Source organism: Pseudarthrobacter adonitolis, from assembly GCF_055412845.1.
Genome location: NZ_JBVAYW010000001.1, coordinates 186,804 through 205,349 on the forward strand (window position 1 = coordinate 186,804; position 18,546 = coordinate 205,349).

At 65.9% G+C, this 18,546-nt stretch carries 20 protein-coding genes and 1 tRNA gene; 9 read left to right on the forward strand and 12 right to left on the reverse strand.

Annotation, left to right across the window (positions count from 1 at the left end):
- Positions 1–131 precede the first annotated feature (131 nt).
- Entirely contained in the window at positions 132–1,103 is a 972-nt protein-coding gene (gene mshD / locus ACZYZ4_RS00960) for a mycothiol synthase (protein WP_463857389.1), read from the reverse strand.
- A gap of 223 nt (positions 1,104–1,326) precedes the next feature.
- Complete coding sequence (locus ACZYZ4_RS00965) at positions 1,327–2,025, reverse strand: winged helix-turn-helix transcriptional regulator (protein ID WP_056344481.1); 699 nt, start codon at positions 2,023–2,025, stop codon at positions 1,327–1,329.
- Between the two features lie 348 nt (positions 2,026–2,373).
- On the opposite strand from ACZYZ4_RS00965, the gene ACZYZ4_RS00970 reads away from it, so the two are divergent.
- From ACZYZ4_RS00970 to ACZYZ4_RS00995, 6 genes are all read left to right on the forward strand, one after another.
- Positions 2,374–3,141: a permease gene (locus ACZYZ4_RS00970; protein WP_463857880.1), complete on the forward strand. Its 768-nt coding sequence runs from the start codon at positions 2,374–2,376 to the stop codon at positions 3,139–3,141.
- 170 nt (positions 3,142–3,311) lie between these two features.
- Positions 3,312–3,926 carry a nitrobindin family protein gene (locus tag ACZYZ4_RS00975; protein WP_463857391.1) on the forward strand — a complete coding sequence of 205 codons (615 nt, stop codon included), beginning with the start codon at positions 3,312–3,314 and terminating at the stop codon, positions 3,924–3,926.
- Between the two features lie 74 nt (positions 3,927–4,000).
- Positions 4,001–4,723, forward strand: coding sequence for a flavodoxin family protein (locus ACZYZ4_RS00980; RefSeq protein ID WP_463857393.1), 723 nt, complete (start codon positions 4,001–4,003; stop codon positions 4,721–4,723).
- Between the two features lie 114 nt (positions 4,724–4,837).
- Complete coding sequence (gene ygfZ / locus ACZYZ4_RS00985) at positions 4,838–5,920, forward strand: CAF17-like 4Fe-4S cluster assembly/insertion protein YgfZ (RefSeq protein WP_463857395.1); 1,083 nt, start codon at positions 4,838–4,840, stop codon at positions 5,918–5,920.
- Positions 5,920–6,360 carry an ankyrin repeat domain-containing protein gene (locus ACZYZ4_RS00990; RefSeq protein ID WP_463857397.1) on the forward strand — a complete coding sequence of 147 codons (441 nt, stop codon included), beginning with the start codon at positions 5,920–5,922 and terminating at the stop codon, positions 6,358–6,360. Before ygfZ ends, ACZYZ4_RS00990 begins: the two co-directional genes overlap by 1 nt.
- 103 nt (positions 6,361–6,463) lie before the next feature.
- Positions 6,464–6,661, forward strand: coding sequence for a hypothetical protein (locus ACZYZ4_RS00995; protein WP_463857398.1), 198 nt, complete (start codon positions 6,464–6,466; stop codon positions 6,659–6,661).
- Between the two features lie 6 nt (positions 6,662–6,667).
- Here ACZYZ4_RS00995 and ACZYZ4_RS01000 read toward each other — a convergent pair whose 3' ends face one another.
- The 9 genes from ACZYZ4_RS01000 to ACZYZ4_RS01040 form a co-directional block, all read right to left on the reverse strand.
- Positions 6,668–7,384: a GNAT family N-acetyltransferase gene (locus tag ACZYZ4_RS01000; RefSeq protein ID WP_463857400.1), complete on the reverse strand. Its 717-nt coding sequence runs from the start codon at positions 7,382–7,384 to the stop codon at positions 6,668–6,670.
- A 90-nt stretch (positions 7,385–7,474) separates the two neighbouring features.
- Complete coding sequence (locus ACZYZ4_RS01005) at positions 7,475–8,500, reverse strand: ATP-dependent 6-phosphofructokinase (protein WP_463857401.1); 1,026 nt, start codon at positions 8,498–8,500, stop codon at positions 7,475–7,477.
- A 98-nt stretch (positions 8,501–8,598) separates the two neighbouring features.
- Complete coding sequence (locus ACZYZ4_RS01010; RefSeq protein ID WP_463857403.1) at positions 8,599–9,231, reverse strand: response regulator; 633 nt, start codon at positions 9,229–9,231, stop codon at positions 8,599–8,601.
- The gene (locus tag ACZYZ4_RS01015; protein ID WP_463857405.1) at positions 9,228–10,514 is read right to left on the reverse strand and encodes a sensor histidine kinase; all 1,287 of its coding nucleotides are present in this window, start codon (positions 10,512–10,514) and stop codon (positions 9,228–9,230) included. The genes ACZYZ4_RS01010 and ACZYZ4_RS01015 overlap by 4 nt, the downstream gene beginning before the upstream one ends.
- 64 nt (positions 10,515–10,578) lie before the next feature.
- Complete coding sequence (locus ACZYZ4_RS01020) at positions 10,579–11,445, reverse strand: ABC transporter permease (protein ID WP_463857406.1); 867 nt, start codon at positions 11,443–11,445, stop codon at positions 10,579–10,581.
- Positions 11,442–12,404: an ABC transporter ATP-binding protein gene (locus ACZYZ4_RS01025; RefSeq protein WP_463857408.1), complete on the reverse strand. Its 963-nt coding sequence runs from the start codon at positions 12,402–12,404 to the stop codon at positions 11,442–11,444. Before ACZYZ4_RS01025 ends, ACZYZ4_RS01020 begins: the two co-directional genes overlap by 4 nt.
- A 197-nt stretch (positions 12,405–12,601) precedes the next feature.
- Positions 12,602–12,853: a PspC domain-containing protein gene (locus tag ACZYZ4_RS01030; RefSeq protein WP_463857410.1), complete on the reverse strand. Its 252-nt coding sequence runs from the start codon at positions 12,851–12,853 to the stop codon at positions 12,602–12,604.
- 3 nt (positions 12,854–12,856) lie between these two features.
- Entirely contained in the window at positions 12,857–13,147 is a 291-nt protein-coding gene (locus tag ACZYZ4_RS01035; RefSeq protein ID WP_463857412.1) for a hypothetical protein, read from the reverse strand.
- Between the two features lies 1 nt (position 13,148).
- Entirely contained in the window at positions 13,149–14,687 is a 1,539-nt protein-coding gene (locus tag ACZYZ4_RS01040) for a PspC domain-containing protein (RefSeq protein WP_463857414.1), read from the reverse strand.
- Positions 14,688–14,811: 124 nt separating this feature from the next.
- Here ACZYZ4_RS01040 and ACZYZ4_RS01045 point away from each other — a divergent pair, with 124 nt between their 5' ends.
- Positions 14,812–16,149 carry an ATP-binding protein gene (locus tag ACZYZ4_RS01045; RefSeq protein WP_463857415.1) on the forward strand — a complete coding sequence of 446 codons (1,338 nt, stop codon included), beginning with the start codon at positions 14,812–14,814 and terminating at the stop codon, positions 16,147–16,149.
- A complete protein-coding gene (locus ACZYZ4_RS01050) occupies positions 16,146–16,829 on the forward strand; it encodes a LuxR C-terminal-related transcriptional regulator (protein ID WP_463857417.1) in 684 nt (227 codons plus the stop codon). Before ACZYZ4_RS01045 ends, ACZYZ4_RS01050 begins: the two co-directional genes overlap by 4 nt.
- A 106-nt stretch (positions 16,830–16,935) precedes the next feature.
- Here ACZYZ4_RS01050 and ACZYZ4_RS01055 read toward each other — a convergent pair whose 3' ends face one another.
- Positions 16,936–18,153, reverse strand: coding sequence for a pyridoxal phosphate-dependent aminotransferase (locus ACZYZ4_RS01055; protein ID WP_463857419.1), 1,218 nt, complete (start codon positions 18,151–18,153; stop codon positions 16,936–16,938).
- Positions 18,154–18,427: 274 nt separating this feature from the next.
- On the opposite strand from ACZYZ4_RS01055, the gene ACZYZ4_RS01060 reads away from it, so the two are divergent.
- Positions 18,428–18,500: transfer RNA gene (locus ACZYZ4_RS01060), tRNA-Trp, on the forward strand.
- The last annotated feature ends 46 nt before the right edge of the window (positions 18,501–18,546 follow it).

Consider the following 18,546-nt stretch of genomic DNA (forward strand, 5'->3'; position numbering starts at 1 on the left):
GGCGCTTGATGCTGGCCCTCGGCCGTCGCGGTTCTCTACCAACCTTACAATCAATCAGCGTCCACAAGCCCTAGACTTCGGCCCGTCCTGAGCCGTTAGTCACACGAGTGGGCTAACTCACCGGGGTGCCACTAAACGGAGGCCAGCGGGCCGTACATGACGTCCATATCCCAGCGTGTGAAGCCCAGGCCCCGGTAGAGGGAAACGGCCGCGGTGTTGTCGGCGTCCGTGTAGAGCATGACGGCGTGAAGCCCCAGGCCCTGGAGATGCCTGATGCCGGCCACCGTGAGCGCCTTGCCCAGGCCCATACCCTGCGCGGCCGGTGTGACGCCCACCGCGTAAACCTCGCCGATCGCCGGGTGGGCGCCGTGGCGGGGATGCACCTTGGTCCAGTGGAATCCCAGCAACCTGTCCTCGGTGTCCACCGCCAGCAGGAAGCCGGCAGGATCAAACCAGTCCTCGGCCATCCGGGCATCCAGGTCCACGCGGGACATGGAGCCCTGCTCGGGATGGTGGGCAAAGGCGGCGCGGTTCGCAGCCAGCCAGCGGTCCTCGTCCTTGCCCGGCACAAAGGCGCGGAGCGTGACGCCGTCCGGGAGGCCGACGTCGGGCAGTTCCGCAGTGGCGGTAGTCATCCTCATCTTCCAGAGTTCGCGCACCGGACCGTATCCGTAGCGGGCTGCGAGGTCCGCTGCCGCCTCGTGGTTGCCGTGGGACCAGGCCTTCAGGCCCGCCAGGCCGCGCCCGGACTTGAGCGCGCCGACAAGGCGGTCCGCCACGCCTTGGTTGCGGTAGCTGGGATGGACGGCAATTTCCAGGACTCCGCTGCCGTCCGCGTCCTCCACAACAACTGCAAACCCGGCCAGGTCCTGGCCGGAGGAGGGATCGGAATCCTCGTCCGGCGCGTAGAGCGCAAGGGTCAGAAGGGAATGCTCTGCCGAGTCCCCGGCGCGGAGCGTCACCACTGTTTGCTCGGAAAGCGAGGGGTTGCCGTCAGACTCCTCGGCAGCTGCCAAGAGCGCCACGCAGTCCTTCAGCAGTTGTTCTTCCACGCCGCCGTGGACAACAAGGACGGGCCATTTTTCCGGGTGCGCAGGACTCATGAGGCTAGGCTATACGCCCCGGCCGGAAGGCGCTCCGATTTGATGGCCCCGGGGCAGGCACGTATAGTCGTTATCTCACCCGCCGGTCATGGTGGGAACGAGGGGGATCCACCAGTGGGGTGGCCTCGATACGTTCGACCCGTATGTCCTCCACAAATAAAGCTTCACCAATACAGGAACAGCCCCGGACCACTGGCCCGGGGCTGTTCCTGTCTGACCGGTATCAGGCTTCCGTCAGTTCGTCTTCCTGCTGCCGCACCAGAGTCAGGCGGTAGCCGACGTTCCGGACCGTGCTGATGAGGTTTTCGTGGTCGGCGCCGAGTTTGGCACGCAGCCGCCGGACGTGGACATCCACGGTGCGCGTGCCGCCATAGTAGTCATAGCCCCACACCTCGGTGAGCAACTGCTGGCGGGTGAAGACGCGGCCGGGGTGCTGGGCCAGGTATTTGAGGAGTTCGAATTCCTTGAAGGTCAGGTTCAGGGGCGCTCCGTTGACGCGGGCCGTATAGCTCGCTTCATCGATGACCACGCCTGCCGCCCGGATCTCCGTGGGGGCGTCATCCTTGTCCGGAACTGCCCGCGCCACGGAGAGCCTGATGCGGGCTTCCACTTCGGCGGGACCGGCCGAATCGAGCACGATGTCATCGACAGCCCAAGCCGACGAAACAGCAGCCATGCCGCCTTCGGTCAGGATCAGGACCAAGGGTGCGCTCAGGCCGGTGGCTTTCAGCAACTGGGTGAGGGAGCGGGCGCCCACCAGGTCCTTACGGGCGTCCAGGAGCACAATATCGCAGGGATCTGTCTCCAGCAGGGCTGTGGGTTCCGCGGCGAGGATGTGCACGCGGTGGTTCAGCAATTCCAAGGCAGGCAGAATGTCTACCGAAGAACCGGTGCTGTTCGTCAATAGCAGGATGTGCGACATTGTTCCTCCAAGGGGCGTCCGCGCATCTTCGGGCGACTGAACCGGGTTTTCACCGGCCGGTACTATCTCACTGCAGCGGACTTGGCCGACTAAGGATCTTTCCGGGCGGCATCAGGGGCAGGAAGCGTAGCTGAACTCCGAGTATACCCATCGGCCCGCGCGACGGCATGGATTCCGGCCCGGCAAACCGTCGTTTTGCGACATATCCGGGTCATATAAGGCAGGATTGAGCCGTGGGGCAGAACGCCCTGACGCGGTAGGCAGAGCCGCCGGGTCCACAGCCAGAATGGGATGCCACGAATTGAGCGCAGAGTCGAAGCCGCCGCGAACCGGCCGGCCGGGTCCCCGATGACCGCCCAGGTGCAGGCCCCGGCAAAGTCACTGGGCTCGTGGGTCATCGGTGTTGTTGGAGTGTCGGGCCTTGTGGCGATCATCGCTGGCGTCTACGTCTCACGCGAGGCACTTATCGGCGTCGCCGCGGTGATTGCTGTGGCGGTAGGCATCGGCTGGCCTCACTTCCTCCGCATTCCGGCAAAGAAGACCCTGGCTGCCGTCATTGCGCTGCCCGGCGTCGGATCGGCGCTCGCTGCCGGCTTCGTCCCTGCCCCGGGTTTCCTGGACTGGACGCCTGCCTTCATGGCGCTGGGAATGATGGCCGTGTTTGTGGTGCAGCTCATCCGAGGCACCGGCCAGGCCCAACGGCTTGAATCCACCCTGGGCTGCTGCGCCGGTGTGCTGCTCTCGTGCCTGGGTGCAGGCTGGATTGCCGGCGCGCGCTTCAACGGCGTCCGCGAGATGCTCCTGGTGGCAGCCATCAGCGCTGCCGTGGCACTGTTAGCCGGCCTGATCCGCTGGCCGGACAGCATCGTGGCCCCTCTCGGCATCGTCATGGCAGGACTTGCCGGGCCGCTCACTGGCCTGGTTTTCTCCGACATTGCCGTTCTGCCGGCGGCGATCTTCGGCGTTGTGGTGGGCGCCGTACTGGTCAGCTTCCGCCGCCTCGTAACACTCCGCGGCGGTCCGCTGAATCTTTTGGCTGCGGTTAGCATGGGGCTTGCGCCGGTTTCGGCCGTCGGCTCCCTGGCTTACTTCATAGACAAACTACTCATCTACTAACCGGTTAGGATGGCATCATGTCCGTACTTGCATTTGAAATCTTCTTCCTCGTCCTGCTCGGCATCGCCAGCCTGTCCATGGCCTGGTTCGCTGGCTTTGTGGTTTACCGCCTCTTCAGAGGCCAGAAGTAAACCCGTTCAACGAGCTAGCATTTTCCTGAGGTAATTGCCGTGCCGATAGAAATTCCTACAGACCTGACACCGGAACTTGTTCCGCTTTCCTGGCTCATTGGTGAGTGGGAAGGCAGCGGCCGGCTCGGCAGCGGGGACGAGGACTCGGAACACTTCCTCCAGCATGTCTCCTTCACGCACAACGGCCTGCCGTATCTTCAGTACCGCGCGGAGAGCTGGTTAACTGACGACGACGGCACGCGCCTGCGGCCGCTGACAGTTGAGACCGGTTTTTGGGCGCTGGAGCGCAAACAGCTTGATGCCGACGGCGGACCGGGCCTGATTCCGGCCGATATTGTTCCCGCGCTCAAGAGCGCAGACGAAGTCGAAGCGCTGCGCAATAAAGACGGCGGGTTCGATATCTCGGTGTCCATCTCACATCCCGGCGGGATCTCTGAGCTCTACTACGGGCAGATCAAGGGCCCGCAGGTCCAGCTCACCACCGACATGGTGATGCGCGGCAGCCATTCCAAGGACTACAGCGCGGCCACCCGGATCTTTGGCCTGGTGGACGGCAACCTGCTCTGGCGCTGGGACGTGGCCGCCGGCGGAACATCACAGCCCGGCAAGGGTCTCGAAGCGCATGCCTCGGCTTTCCTGAAAAAGGTTTACTGACGCCCCGCCGCGTCACCGATCCTCAGTAGACTTGGCATCCTGGGCTTCACCCACGAGTGAATCAAGGGAGCGTCATGGCTGCACCGCAGGACTCCACGAATTACAGCGACCTGAAGGCTGTGTTCTTCAACGGGACCCTTAAACGGTCGCCGGAGACCAGTAACACCGAGGGCCTGATTAACGTCAGCCGCCTCATCATGGAGAAGCAGGGCGTCAGCACCCGCGTGATAAGGACTGTCGATCACGACATCGCCAGCGGTGTTTACCCCGACATGACCGAGCACGGCTGGCCGTCCGATGAGTGGCCGGAACTATACCCGGCTGTTGAAGAAGCCGACATTGTGGTGGTTGCCGGTCCCATCTGGCTGGGCGACAACTCCTCCCAGACCAAGAAACTGATCGAACGGCTCTACGCCCATTCGGGCGAACTCAACCACAAGGGCCAATGGGTGTTCTACCCCAAGGTTGGCGGCTGCCTGGTCACCGGCAACGAGGACGGCATCAAGCACTGTTCCATGAACGTGCTGTACAGCCTGCAGCACATAGGCTTCACCATCCCGCCGCAGGCCGACGCCGGGTGGATCGGCCCGGTGGGCCCCGGCCCGAGCTATCTCGACGAAGGCTCCGGCGGCCCCGAATCCGACTTCACCAACCGCAACACAACGTTCATGACGTGGAACCTGCTGCATTTCGCCCGGATGCTCAAAGACGCCGGCGGGATTCCCACGTACGGCAATCTTCCTGAAGAATGGAAAGCCGGAACACGCTTCGACTTCGAGAACCCGGAATACCGCTGACGCCGCCCCCTAACCTCGCAAGCTCGGCCAGGGAACCCAGCGGTCGTGGCCCCAAGGCTCGAGACCCGCTGCCCGAGACCGGAATACCTACTGACCTAAGGACGTTCCCCCAGTATGACTACTCCCAGCCCCCTACTGTCGCGCCCTGGCGCCGTCGAGGCCACCGGCGCGGACGCCGGCGTCGCATCCCACTACGGTGAGCCGCTGCGTGAGCAGCGCGCCCTCGCAGCCGGTACCGCCGTCGTCGACCTCTCCCACCGCGGCGTGGTGACCGTCAGCGGTCCGGACCGGCTGACCTGGCTGAACACCCTGTCTTCCCAGCACGTCACCGGCCTGCAGCCGGGGGAGTCAAGCGAGTTGCTGTTGTTGAGTGTCCAGGGCCGGATCGAATTTGACGCCCGCGTAGTGGACGACGGCGGGACCACCTGGCTGATTGTTGAGGCCGCCGAGGCTGCACCGCTGGCTGAGTGGCTGAACAAAATGAAATTCATGCTGCGCGTCGAGGTCACCGACGTCTCCGCCGACTGGGCAGTTCTCGGGTCCACAAAGACTGTGGAGGAATGGTCCGCCCTGCTGGCCTGGCGGGATCCCTGGCCCCATGTCGGTGCCGGCGGCTACTCCTACGCCGTGGTTCCGGAGGACGGGCACCCCGGGCTGGAGCGGCCCTGGATCGAGTACCTGGTGCCGGTCGCTGAACTTGAGGAAAAATTGGCGGACCGCCCACTCGCCGGTGTTATGGCGGCCGAAGCCCTCCGCATCGCTGCGTGGCGCCCCAGGCTGGGCGCGGAAACCGACGACAAAACCATTCCGCACGAGCTGGACCTCCTCCGTACCGCCGTGCACCTGTCCAAGGGCTGCTACAAAGGCCAGGAGACCATCGCCCGCGTGCACAACCTGGGCCATCCGCCACGTCGCCTGGTGTTCCTGCAGCTGGACGGATCGCAGCACACCATGCCCGCGCCCGGAAGCCAGGTCATGCTCGGCGAGCGGAAGGTCGGAACAGTAACGTCCGTAGCCCAGCACTACGAAATGGGCCCGGTGGCGCTGGCCGTCATCAAACGGTCCGTCGCACCGGATGAAATGCTGACCGTGCTGGACGGCGAGGAGCCTTACATCGCTGCCCAGGAAGTAATTGTTGCTCCCGACGCCGGCCAGGTAGTGGGGCGCCAGACAGGATTCCTGAGGGGGACCCGCTGATGACCGAGAACACCGCACCCGACGCCGCTTCACCTGGCGACGCCAAAGCCGATGCCACAACGCCCGACGACGAGGCCGTGGCGTTGGCCCACCGGCTCTTCCAGGCCGCCCGGGAGGGGGACACAGGGCTCCTGCGCACATATCTGGACGCCGGGGCTCCGGCCACTATGACCAACACGGCGGGGGATTCCCTGCTGATGCTGGCCGCCTACCACGGCCACGCGGAGACGGTACAGCTGATCCTGGAGCACGGCGGCGAGGCCAATACGGCCAACGACCGCGGCCAGACCCCCTTGGCGGGTGCTGCGTTCAAGGGGTACACGGACGTGTCCCGGGTGTTGCTGGACGCCGGTGCAGATCCCGACGCCGGCAGCCCCTCCGCCCGGGCTGCCGCGGAGATGTTCGCCCGCACGGACATCCTCGATCTGCTGGGGAACTGACGCTTAGAGAATGTAGCGCGGCCTTGGCCAGCCCTCTGGTCGCTGGTCATCGGGTTCTTCATGCCTGGCCGCAGAGCTTCCCGCGCAAGGTCCCGGGGGCGGAATGGAATTCTCCGGCCTGTTGCCCGAGTCGCTCCACGAGGGATTCTCGACGGCGATGGGCCAGTCCATCCTGCTTCCTGCCGGTGTGATCTTGGTGGGCACAGCCGTGGCACTGTTCTTCGCCAAGCCAAAGGTGGTGGCGGGCTGGGGCGGTCAGCCGGCGGCTCCGGCCGTAGAGGGCGCCAACCGGGCGTCCTAGTCGGCGTCAGCCCAGATGCACGCTGGTCTGGATACCGCCGGCGGACAGGCCCAGCTGCCGCGCCAGGGCCACGGCGCCGGTGTTGCTGACCTCGGCGCGCCACTGGACGGTGAGGCCCGCCGCGAGGGCCTCATGGGCGGCGGTCGATGCCGCCACCGATCCGAGCCCGCGCCGCCGCCACTCGGGGTCCACCAGGACCCCCATCTGCGCGAGAAGTCCTTCCCATTCCCCGTAGGCGCCGCATGCCACCGGGAAGCGCCGCCCGTCCACCTCGTGGAGGATCGTGTAGCGGTGCTCAAGTTCTGACAGGTGCACTTCGTTGACGTCGTCCGGCGGGCACAGGCCTTCCAGCTCGATCGCCTCCGGGTTTCCGTGCGACACGGTCAGCTCTTCGGAGGGCTGGCGCAGGGGCAGGTCGTCGGCGAAGAACAATGCCGCGGCGCCCAGGCCGTGCCCTCCGTGCGACCGTGTCAAGGTCAGCAGGGTGACGTGCTGGGCCATCTCTCCGTCCGGGATTGCGGCGGCAGCGTCAACCACCCACTGCGGGCCCACCAGGGCCGAGCTGCCGAAAAGCCGGACAAATTCGACAGTCTTCACTGAGTCGTCGGCTCGGACAATCCGCTCCCCGGAAGTCAGCGACGCAGCGAAAGCGTCGTCGTCGAGCCCCAGGCGCCGGGCCCACGCGAGCTGGATGATGGCGGCGGAACCGGGGTCAAGAGTCATATCCCCAGCCTACCCAGCACCGTGAATCGCGAACGTACAGTGAGGCCCCACAGCGTAGGCGCCTCAAGTGTCCGTTCGAGCTCATCCGGCCTAGCCGAAGAGGACCGCTGCCTCGTCGTAGCGGTTCTGCGGAACGGTCTTCAGCTGGCCCAGGGCCTCCGCGAAGCCCACGTGCTGGATGTCGGTGCCCTTGAGCGCCACCATGGTGCCCCAGTAACCTTCCACCACGGAATCGATCGCGGCCATACCCAGGCGGGTGGCGAGCACACGGTCGAACGCGGACGGAACGCCGCCGCGCTGGATGTGCCCCAGGATCGTGGCACGGGTCTCGATGCCGGTGCGCGCTTCAATCTCGGGGGCGAGCTGGTCCGCGATGCCGCCCAGGCGCGGCCGGCCGAACGTATCCAGGCCGCGCTCCGAGTGCGGGGATTCCATGTGGTCCGGAACAAAGCCCTCGGCCACAACAATCAGCGGAGCGCGGCCACGGTCGTGGGCTTCCTGCACCCATTCGGTAATCTGCTCGATGCTGACCTTCTGCTCGGGGATCAGGATGGCGTGGGCGCCGGCGGCCATGCCGGCGTGCAAGGCAATCCAGCCCACGTGACGGCCCATGACCTCGGCGATCATGCAGCGGTGATGGGATTCGCCGGTGGTACGCAGCCTGTCGATGGCCTCGGTGGCGATCTGTACGGCCGTATCAAATCCGAAGGTGTAGTCGGTGGCGTCGAGGTCGTTGTCCACGGTCTTGGGGACACCAACGATCTTCAACCCGGCGTCGGTGAGGCGCTTCGCGGCAGCGAGGGTCCCTTCGCCGCCGATGGCGATGATCGCATCGATGCCCATGCGGTCCATGTGGGCCTTGATGACCTCCGGCCCGCCGCCGTTCTCGAACGGGTTGGTGCGGGAAGTTCCCAGGATGGTGCCACCCTGCTTGGCGATGCCGCGGACCATGCTGCGGGGGATATCGATGATGTCGCCTTCAACGACGCCACGCCAGCCGTCCAGGAACCCCACGAATTCGTGGCCGTGGATGGCGATGCCCTTGAGGACGGCTCCGCGGATGACGGCGTTCAGTCCGGGGCAGTCGCCGCCGCTGGTAAGAATTCCAATTTTCATGTCTCGGCTCAAATCCTGGTGTGAAGGTATACAGGCAGAGCGCCACGCTGAGCTCACCCTAGATTCTAGTGGTCGGTGTGGGGTACGACACAAACCGGTTACAAAAGGCCCCGTTCCATGGCGAGGACTACAGCCCGGGTCCTGTCATCAACGTCCAGTTTGTTGAAGACCCGCAGCAGGTGGGTTTTGACCGTCGCTTCGGCGATGTGCAGCCGAGCGGCGACCTCGGGATTGCTCAGTCCCTGGGCGACACAACGGAGGACCTCCACTTCCCTGGCTGTCAGCCGCGGCAGCTCCGGCGTCCGCATCCGCGAGACCAGCCGGGCCGCAACCGGGGGCGCCAAGACGGTCTCACCTCGTGCCGCAGCACGCACGGCCTCGATGATGCGTTCCCCGGTCGTGTCCTTCAGGAGATAGCCCACCGCCCCTGACTCCACTGCTCGCATGATGTCGGAGTCGTCGTCGTACGTGGTCAGCACCAGCACCTTGGTGTCAGGAAACCGGTCCCGGATCTGCGCGGTGGCGCCGGCACCGTCAAGGACGGGCATCCGCAGGTCCATCAGGACGACGGCGGGGCGCAGCCGGCTGACGGCGTCCACCGCCTCCTGGCCGTTTGCCGCGGCGGCCACCACGTCGATGCCATCTGCCGTGTCCAACAGCGCTGCAAGGCCGCTCCGGACCACGGGGTGGTCATCGGCGAGGACCACCGTCACAGTTTCCGGGACGCTCATGCCGTGGCTCCTGGCATGCTTGCGTCCGTGCCGCGGGTGCTTGGCCCGGCGTCAGTGCCGCTTGGCCCAGGAGCCGCTGTGGGGACCACCGCCACTAGACGGGTGGCGCCGGGTGCGGAGATGACTTGGAGCCGGCCGCCGATTTCGTCCAGCCGGGCGGCCATCGATTTCAGGCCGAACCCCTGGTGGTCGGCGGCCGCGTCGAACCCCTGCCCGTTGTCCGTGACTGTCAGCCGCAGCAGCGGCGGGTCGCCGGTTGGAACGTCCATCAGTACCTCCGCGGCCGTGGCTCCGGAATGCCTGCGGACATTGTTCAGGGCCTCTTGGGCCGTCCGGAGCAGTGCCACCTGCTGCGTGGACGGCAGCGGGGGCAGGCTGTCGGGCATTGTTACGGTCAGCCGGATGCTGTCCAGGTGCAGAGTGTCCGGCAGTCGCTTCAGCGCCGCCAGGAGGTCTCCGCCCTGGACATCTGACGGGACGCCTGAAGCCACCAGGGCACGCGCTTCGGCCAGGTTCTCCCGGGCGGTCCGCGAAATGGCGGTGAGGCTGCGCACGAGACCTGCTGGGGCTTCTGGTTGCGCCCTGAGTTGGGCCTGCGCCGCTTCGGAGAGCATGGCGATGGACGTGAACCCCTGGGCCAAGGTGTCGTGGATTTCCCGGGCCATCCGCTCACGCTCAGCCAATGCACCGCGTGCTTGCTCGGCATTGTTCAGTTCGTGGCGCGTGGCCTCGAGCTGGGCCAGCAGCTCGGCACGCTGTTCGCTTTGCTCAATGACTTTCGAGATCCAGAGTCCGATCATGCAGCTGGCCACGAACGACGTCACCAGCTGAGCCGTGATGCCGTAAACCTCCGTGCCGGCAAGTCCCCAGCGGCTGATCTGGCCAACGGCCACGCCGACGCACAGCACGGCGGTGGCTACCACGCCCTGACGCTGCGAGGACGTGAACATCCAGACCTGTGGGAAGGCCACAAACAGCAGGACCCCGGCGCCGTCGTACACAAAGGACAGGAACACCACCACCGCCACCAGCAGTGCCACGTAGATGGTGGGCCGTAGCGTCCGGAGATCCTTGGTCCGGGTGAGGAACGGATACGCGGCCCCCAGGAACACCAGCACACTAATGACCAGGGGCGTCCCAAACCCGCGCTCATGCCCCAACAGGGCGAAATAGGACACGCTGGCCAGCGCGGCGTAGAAGCCGACGTGCCACCAGACCATGGAGGTGGTCCACACAGACCGTGCCGGCAGTAGCCTCTCAGTCCGTCCGCTCATATAGCTCATGGGTGCACCCTATCGGCGTGCCGCCAGGCAACCAAGATTAACGATTCCTGCGGCCCGGAACCGGCTACTTCTGCGGCGGCCACTTGAACGCCAACCGGGCAAGCACTGCACCCGAGGCCACCCAGATACCCAGGACCAGGAACGTCAGCGGCAGGTTGTACGTGCCGCCGGGCTCAACGGCTTCAAAGCCGGCAGGCAGGAAAACAGACCCGAAGGCGCTCGCCGTCCAGCGCAAGGGGAAGAAATTGGTCACGGACTGCAGCCAGTCTGGAAGCTGGGAGAAGGGGAAGTACACGCCCGACGTGAAGGACAGGAGCAGTACCGGCAGGACCGCCAGGGTGGACGCGCTTTGTGCCGACTTTGGCAAGGCGGTGAACGCGATGGCCACCGTGGCCCAGGCGGCCGTGGCCAGGATCATCAGCAGCGCCACCAGGCCCCACTGCCCGGCATCCCGGGGGAGCGGGACGTCGAACAGGACGGCCGCCGCGAGCAGCAGGAGAACAGTCTGGGCCACAATCAGGTAGAGCGTCTGGCCTGTTTTCCCGATGAAGTACGAGGCTGCGGGCAATGGCGTTCCGGCCAGCCGCTTCACCGTGCCGTTGAAACGCTCCGTGGCCACGTAGCTGCTGAGATTCTGGAACCCGCTCAGGATGGTGCTCAGCGCAAGCATGCCGGGCAGGTAGTAGTGCGCCGGGATGATGCCGCCCTGCCCGTTCGGGCCGGCCCCGAAGACCGGCTCATCACCGAAAACAGTCCCGAACAGGGACATCATCAGGATCGGGAAGAAGAGGACCAGGACCAGAGATAGCACGTCACGGTTAAATAGCTTGATCTCCAACAGGACCCGGCCTAGTCCCAGGCGCAGGACTGATGGACGCCAGGCCGGACGGCCTGTGACGGGGGACATGGGGGCGGGGGTTGCTGTGCTCATCGGAAAGCTCCTGAAACGGACGATGTTGGCTGGGAGGGTTCGGCAGAGGGCTCGGCAGCCGGTTCGGCGCCGTCGGCGGCACCGATCAGCTGGAGGTAGATGTCCTCGAGGCTGGGACGGACGACGGCGAGCTCCGCCGGCTCTATAGCGCCGCCGTCGGACAGCGACGCGACCAGGGAAGCCGGCTGCTCGGTCACCACTTCACGAAGGCCGGAGGCATCCCGCCAGCGGACGCGTGGCACGCGGAGGCCCGGGCCGCCGATGTCCGGCGGGTTGCCTTCGGCGATCAGGCGCCCGTGGTTGATGATGCCGATCCGGTCCGCCAACTGCTCGGCCTCGTCCAGGTAGTGCGTGGTGAGGACAATGGTGGTGCCGCCGCTGCTCAGCTCGCGGATGAGGTCCCAGAACTTCCGCCGGGCTTCCGGATCGAAGCCGGTGGTGGGTTCATCCAGGAACAGGACCTCCGGGTTGCCGATGATCCCCAGCGCCACGTCCAGCCGGCGTCGCTGGCCGCCCGAAAGGGTCGAGATCCGGAGGCCACCCCTGCCACCGAGCCCCACGGCCTCAATGACCTCATCAACCGGCCGGGGCACCGGAAAACAGGAAGCCAGCGACCGCAGCGCCTCGGAAACCCTGAGTTCCCCGGAGTCTGTGGCCTCCTGGAGCACAATGCCGATCCTGGCACGGAAGGACGGTGCCGCCTTCCAGGGGCGCGTTCCCAGAACCGTGACCTCACCGCTGTCCGGTTTCCGGTGGCCCTCCAGGATTTCGATGGTGGTGGACTTGCCGGCGCCGTTGGGACCCAGGAGGGCGTAGGTTTCGCCGGCACGGATGGTGAGGTCCAGCTGGTCCACGGCCGTGAGGGTGCCGCCTTTGGGCAGGCCGTACGTTTTGTTGAGGCCGCGGACGGTGATGGCATCAGCGGCTTGCCGCTGCACGGGTCTGAGGGAAGTGTTCATGCTTCCAGCGTGGCCGTCCCGGGGTGCTGGCCAACAGGCCCGGCCGGTTGAACCTGTTGTCCACCGGCCGGTGGACTAGGACCCGACACGCCGCTCCACAGCGCCTTGACATGGCGCCCCGCCATGGCAGCAGAACGGCCCCCGCTCCCGGAACGATTCCGGCGGAGAAGGGGCCTGAGGGTTCTAACCTGGGGGTGTCAGCTGATGGAGCGGCGGTCCAGGAAGTTCTGCAACGGGATGGAGTTCCGCTGGTCCGGAAGGACCAGCCAAACCGCGATGTACAGGACGACGGCGGGACCGGGGAGGAGGCAGAAGACCAGGAAAGCGATCCGTACAAATGCCACATCCACGTTGAGCTTTGCCGCGATTCCGCCGCACACGCCGCCCAGCCAGCGTTGGGGTCCACGTTTCAGGCCGAAGCCCCTGACGATGCTGAAGAACTTGTCCATGGTTCAAGACTTCCCTGTTGTGGACCCGTTGTCACGTTTCCGTGCCGACAGGAGTCCACCGACCACCAGTGCGGCGCCGGCTCCAATCATAAGTCCGATCAGCACGTACGTGCCGTTCAGGGTCACGATGCCCAACTGGGCGATGATGATCAGTGCGGCCAGCGCCAGGACGATGAGGCTCCAGACTACCGTCCCCACCCGTGTGGGTGCGGGTCCGGCCGCGTCGGTGTGCACCGTCGTCGGGGTTTGCGGGGTAGATGAATCTGAATCCGGTGCCGGATCTAAGCTGCTCATGTCAGTTTCCTTCCTGGATGGTGACGTTGCTGACGGTGCCGTCGATCCGGATGATCAGGTGGCCGCCTGGCTTGTCGGTGTTGTAGCTGGTTTCCCGGGAGGTAATGCCGCCCCGGTGATTGGTGCCTTCGTTCAGGTTCCCCAGCGTCATGTCTGCCCTCACGTCCACGGGAATGTTGCTGGGGAGGATCACGGTGACGTTGCTCGCCGTGATGTCCAAGGGAACCACGACGTCTGAGTCCAGCGGAGCTTGCACCGCCAATTGGGTGAGGTCAACGGTTCCCCGGCCGCCGGTGACGCTGAAGCCATCGGCCGCCTGCTGCTGGCTCGTCGGTGCCCAGTCGACCTGGGTGAAGCGGACCCTGTCCCCGTTGCCCACAACGTTGAAGATGCCGCCGATCACCAGGGCAACCACGGCGAAGAAGCCAAGGATTCCGGACGTCCTGCCGCGCAGGCCAGCGATGAGGATGCCCAGGCCCAGGACGGCTGCGCCGCTGGCCCAGACGATCGCGTTGGTGGCGTCACCGAGGTTGACCACGTTGCCGGCGTCCAGGGCCTTGAGCCCGCCACCCACCAGGAGTGCTGTTCCGGCTGTGACGGCCACTGCCGGGGCGCCTGGGCCGGAGGGGCGGACCTTGGGTGCCCGGGCCGGGCCCTGCGGTGGCTGGTAGCCGCCGTAGGCACCGCCGTCGCTACCGCCCCCACCGTAGCTTCCGCCGCCGTAAGGCGGGTTGACGCTCGACGGCGGGACAGGAAAATAAGGTGCGCTGCCGGTCGTGCCGGTCGTGCCGGACGTGCGGGTCGAAGCAGAGTCCGTGGCCGCAAACGGCGAGGCATAGGGGGTTGTGGGGTAGGCAGTCGAGTAACCGGAGTTTCCGCCGGACGGTTGCGGTGTGGCGTTCACGGGAGCTCCGTTCCGGGCCTTGTTGCGTTGGGTCAGGTAGTAGATGAAGTAGATGGCGCCGCCCACCCAGAAGACGGTCCAGAGGAATCCGCCGAAGCCGTTGCGGCTCCAGCCCCAGAATCCGCCGCCGAGCCCGGTGAGCCCCACCACGGTGGTGATCAGCGCGCCGGTCATGCCGCTGGACCAGCGGCCGGCGCCGGCTTCTTGGACGTGGATGCGCCCGTCGGGTTCGGGAAGGAATGCCCAAGCCAAGCCGTAGAGCAGGACGCCGATTCCGGCGAAGAGGGTAAGGACAATGAAGATGCCGCGGACAATCAGCGGGTCGATGCCCATCCGGTGCGCGATGCCGCTGGAGACGCCGCCGATCCACCGGTCGCGTCCGCGCTGGATGCCGTGGCTCCGGACCCAGGTGAAGAAGTCACTGGACTGGCCCGGCCCTTTGGCGCTGGCATACGGGCCTGCAGACGGGCCTGCGTAGGGGCCGGCATACGGGCCGTCATAGGGACCGGCGGACGGTGGTGTGTCCTGCGAGGAAGCCGGGGGCGGCAGCAGGGGTTCGGTTGGCTGGTCCGGGTCACTTGGTGGGAGCGGTTCGGTGGGCTGGCCGTCATCGGGGGTAGGGGTCTGGGAGTTCATACTTCGATCCTGCCGTCCGGGGCGGCGCACCTCTACTGGGGAACACCCTGACTCGCCCCTGAGTTACCCCCGGTTCAGACCGGAATCGGGTCCGGGGAACCCTGATCCGTGCTTGGATTGACACATGACCACCGCCCTCACCCGCCCACCGCTTGTCCGCAGCAGCGACCGCGTCATCGCGGGCGTATGCGCCGGCCTCGCGGCGCATCTGAGCTGGCCGGTGAAAAACGTGAGGATCGGTATGGCGCTCGCAACCCTCGCCGGCGGCGCCGGGTTTGCATTCTACGCGTGGCTGTGGATCATGGTGCCCACCGCAGACGAGGACGCCCGGCGCAACGCCAGGCGTCCGGCGTCGCCCATTGCCCCGGCCGTCAGCCTTGACCCGCCATTCAGCGCTGTGCTTCCGTCCGCGTCGCCGTCGCCGGGTCCGCCCGTGGCCGGCTACCGAGCCGCCGTGCGGCCGCCGTGGTTCCGGGTCCGCGGCATGCGCTATGGCAAGGAAATGCTGCTGGGCGCCGGCCTCCTCCTGGTGGCGGGCATCATGATTGCCCAGCTACTCGGCGTGGACGTGCCCCTGGAGACCCTCATCCCCGCCGCTGCCGTGCTGGGCGGTGCAGCCATCGCCTGGATGCAGCTTGACGAGACCCGCCGCGCGGGGCTCGTGGACAAAACCAAGGCCGATCAGGCAGGCGGCTGGGCGCGCCTGGCCGCCGGATTGGCGCTGGTGGTTGCCGGTGTGCTGGTGATGGTGTCCGGCTCCGGATCCTGGGAACAGACCTGGCTGGCGCTGCTGGCATCGGTGGCGGTGCTGGGCGGCGTGGTCCTGGTGCTTCTTCCGTGGGCACTCAAATTCTGGCGCGACCTGGAAACGGAGCGTGCGGGCCGCATCCGTGAAACCGAGCGGGCCGAGATTGCCGCCCACCTGCACGACTCCGTCCTCCAGACCCTCGCCCTGATCCAGCGGCGGGCGGGAAACGAGCACGACGTAGTCCGGCTCGCCCGGGCCCAGGAACGTGAACTCAGGAGCTGGCTGTTCCAGGACCCGGGTAAGGAGGCGGGCCAGCTTTCGGACCGCATCAAGGCCGTGGGTGCTGAGGTGGAAGACTCGCTCGGCAACGCCGTGGAGGTGGTGAGTGTCGGGGACACAGCCATGACCGAATCCCACGAGGCGTTGGTCCAGGCCAGCCGTGAGGCGATGCTCAATGCCTCCCGGCACGGCGGCGGGACCGTCTCTGTCTACCTGGAAGTTTCCGATGGTCGCACAGAAATCTTCATCAAGGACAGGGGGCCGGGCTTTGACCTGCTGGATGTTCCCGAAGACCGGCTTGGTGTCCGCGAATCGATCATCGGACGCATGAAACGCCACGGCGGGTCCGCCTCCATCACCAGCACGCCGGACGGCACAGAGGTGCGGCTGGGAATGCCGGCGCTCCAAACGGAAAACGCGGAAGGGAAAGCATGAACAACGTACAGGGGACCGGGCCCATCCGCCCCGCACAGCCGGTCCGGGTGGTGATCGTGGACGACCACGCCATCTTCCGCTCGGGACTCAAGGCCGACCTCGATGAGAGCATCCAGGTAGTGGGAGAAGCGGCCACAGTTGAGCAGGCCATCGCCGTGATAGCGCAGGAGCGCCCGGAAGTGGTGCTCCTGGACGTGCACTTGCCGGGCGGCCTCGGCGGCGGCGGCCGGGAAGTCATCGCGGGTTCCGCGGCGCTCCTGGGCACTACCAAGTTCCTGGCCCTGAGCGTGTCCGACGCCGCCGAGGACGTGGTGTCGGTCATCCGCGCCGGCGCCCGGGGGTATGTCACCAAGACCATCTCCGGTGCCGAAATCACCGACGCCGTGTTCCGGGTGGCTGGGGGCGATGCCGTGTTCTCGCCCCGGCTGGCCGGCTTCGTGCTGGATGCTTTCGGCACCGCTCCCGCCGACATTGCCGACGACGAGCTGGACAGGCTTTCCGCCCGCGAGCTCGAAGTGATGCGGCTGATCGCCCGCGGCTACAGCTACAAGGAGGTCGCCAAGGAGCTGTTCATCAGCATCAAAACCGTGGAAACCCACGTGTCAGCGGTGCTGCGCAAACTCCAGCTGTCCAGCCGGCACGAGCTGACCAAGTGGGCCGCCGAACGCCGCCTCCTCTAGTTCCACCCCGGACGCTCTCTCACTTCCTGCACCTTTTTCCCCAACCCTCTCGCACTTCCTGCGGCCCAACGTTTGCGTTTTTCCTGCAGGAAGTGAGAGAGCGTGCCTACTTGGCTTGACCGAGGAAGTCCTGGAGCCGGGCGACGCCGGTTGCCAGGTCCTCGTCGCCCAGGGCGTAGGAGAGCCGCAGGTAGCCGGAGGGGCCGAACGCCTCACCCGGCACCACGGCCACCTCAACCTCATCCAGGATCAAAGCAGCCAGTTCGGCGGAGGTCGACGGCGTTGCGGTACCTGCCGCCGTCGGGAATTCCTTCCCCAGCAGCGCACGGACGTCCGCGTAGACGTAGAACGCACCCTTCGGCGTCGGGCATTCAACACCATCGATCGCGTTCAGGCCGGCAACGATCGCCTTGCGGCGGCGGTCAAACGCTACCTTCATCTCGTCGACGGCCGTCAGCGGTCCGGAGACCGCGGCGAGGGCTGCGATCTGCATGATGTTCGAGACATTGGAGGTGGCGTGCGACTGCAGGTTGGTGGCCGCCTTGATGACGTCGGCGGGGCCAATCATCCAGCCAACACGCCAGCCGGTCATCGCATACGTCTTGGCTACACCGTTGAGGATGACCACTTTGTCGCCCAGTTCAGGGGCTGCCGTGGCGATGGAGGTGAACGGGACGCCGTCGTACGTCAGGTGCTCGTAGATCTCGTCGGTGACCACCCAGAGCCCCTTGGCGGCGGCCCACTTGCCGATCTCGGCCACCTGCTCCGGGCTGTAGACGGAGCCCGTGGGGTTGGACGGCGAGACAAACAGCAGGATCTTGCTCTTGTCTGTCACCGCGGCCTCAAGCTGCTCAACGGTGACCAGGTAGTCCTGCTCAGGTCCGGCGAACACCTCAACAGGGACACCGCCGGCGAGCCTGATGGCCTCCGGGTAGGTGGTCCAGAACGGAGTGGGGACAATCACTTCGTCGCCCGGATCCACCAGCGTGGCGAAGGTGTTATACACGGCCTGCTTGCCGCCGTTCGTCACCAGGACCTGGGACGGATCCACGGCGTAGCCCGAGTCGCGGAGAGTCTTCTCGGCGATGGCCTTTTTGAGCTCCGGCAGGCCGCCGGCGGGGGAGTAGCGGTGGTACTTGGGCTGGCTGGCGGCCTCAATAGACGCCTTGACGATGTAGTCCGGAGTGGGGAAGTCCGGTTCCCCTGCCCCGAAGCCAATAACCGGCCGGCCAGCTGCCTTCAGCGCCTTGGCCTTGGCATCAACGGCCAGGGTTGCGGATTCGGCAATTGCGGAAATGCGCTGGGAAACGCGGGCGGCAGACATGGCAGGGTCCGTTCTTCGCTTGCAGCCGGGAGGCTGAATGGTGGAATTCGACGTGATCTACTCTATGCTGTTCAGCGGATCGTCCGGGCTGCCGGCGTGGATGTGACTGCAGGTCAACTCACCCACCAGGGCGGATTGGACGGTCCGGAATGAGGCTGGTTCGACGTAGACGAAGTTGTTGCGTAGACTGGTTCTCCGGTGTTGAAAACACGGATGATGACGTGCGCCCCAGTGCAAACTGCGGAAGATTGTCAGGATGCTGTTTTCGATCCATAGGGTAGTGGCGCAATTGGTAGCGCAGCGGTCTCCAAAACCGCAGGTTGCAGGTTCGAGTCCTGTCTGCCCTGCGCAAGCTGTTCCGGCGGAATGCCGGAGCAAGCGCAGCAACCATGG